This window comes from Marseilla massiliensis, from assembly GCF_016899855.1.
Classification (GTDB): Bacteria; Bacteroidota; Bacteroidia; order Bacteroidales; family Bacteroidaceae; genus Prevotella.
Map to the genome: position 1 here is coordinate 1 of NZ_JACJJG010000230.1, position 701 is coordinate 701.

At 53.8% G+C, this 701-nt stretch carries 1 protein-coding gene; it reads right to left on the reverse strand.

Translation table 11 applies throughout. The features are described from left to right. The coding region (locus tag H6A34_RS14530; protein WP_420870844.1) for a TonB-dependent receptor plug domain-containing protein at window positions 1–701 on the reverse strand (701 nt) is incomplete at both ends.

A 701-nucleotide genomic window follows, 5' to 3' on the forward strand; every position in this document is an offset into this window, starting at 1 on the left:
ACCTGGATTTTGCCTTCCGAACCACTCTTGGTGGTTACGATGATAACGCCGTTAGCACCACGCGAACCGTAGATGGCCGTTGACGACGCGTCCTTGAGTACGTCGATACTCTCGATTTCCGACGGGGAAATGTCACTGATACTCTCAACGGGGAATCCGTCGACAACGTACAGCGGCGAGTTGTCCTGTGACAGCGAGCCTCCTCCACGTACACGAATTTTCACGTCGGCGTCAGGCGAGCCCTCGGTCGTGGTGATGTTTACGCCGGCCATCTTACCCGTGAGGGCTTCGGTTACTGACGCAACCGGAACAGCCGCGAGGGCTTCGTTGCTCACAGTGGCCACGGAACCGGTAAGGTCCTTGCGGCGAACGGAGCCGTAACCGATGACAACGAGGTCGTCAAGATTGGTTGCCTCGTCTTCCATTACGATATTGACGGTGCTTTTGCCGGTAACGTTTACCGTCTGCGGCTTCATACCAATATATGAGAACTGCAGTTCGTTACCGCTCGATAACTTAATGGAGAAGTTTCCGTCGATATCGGTCACTACGGCGTTTTTAGTCCCTTTTTCGAGGACTGTTGCGCCGATGACGGCCTCTCCGTTGGAATCTTTCACATTTCCTTTGATTGTCTGCGCCGACAGCGAGCCCACGATGAGCGTGAACAGCGCCACAAGCGCAAGTCGAAAAGTTTTTAAATT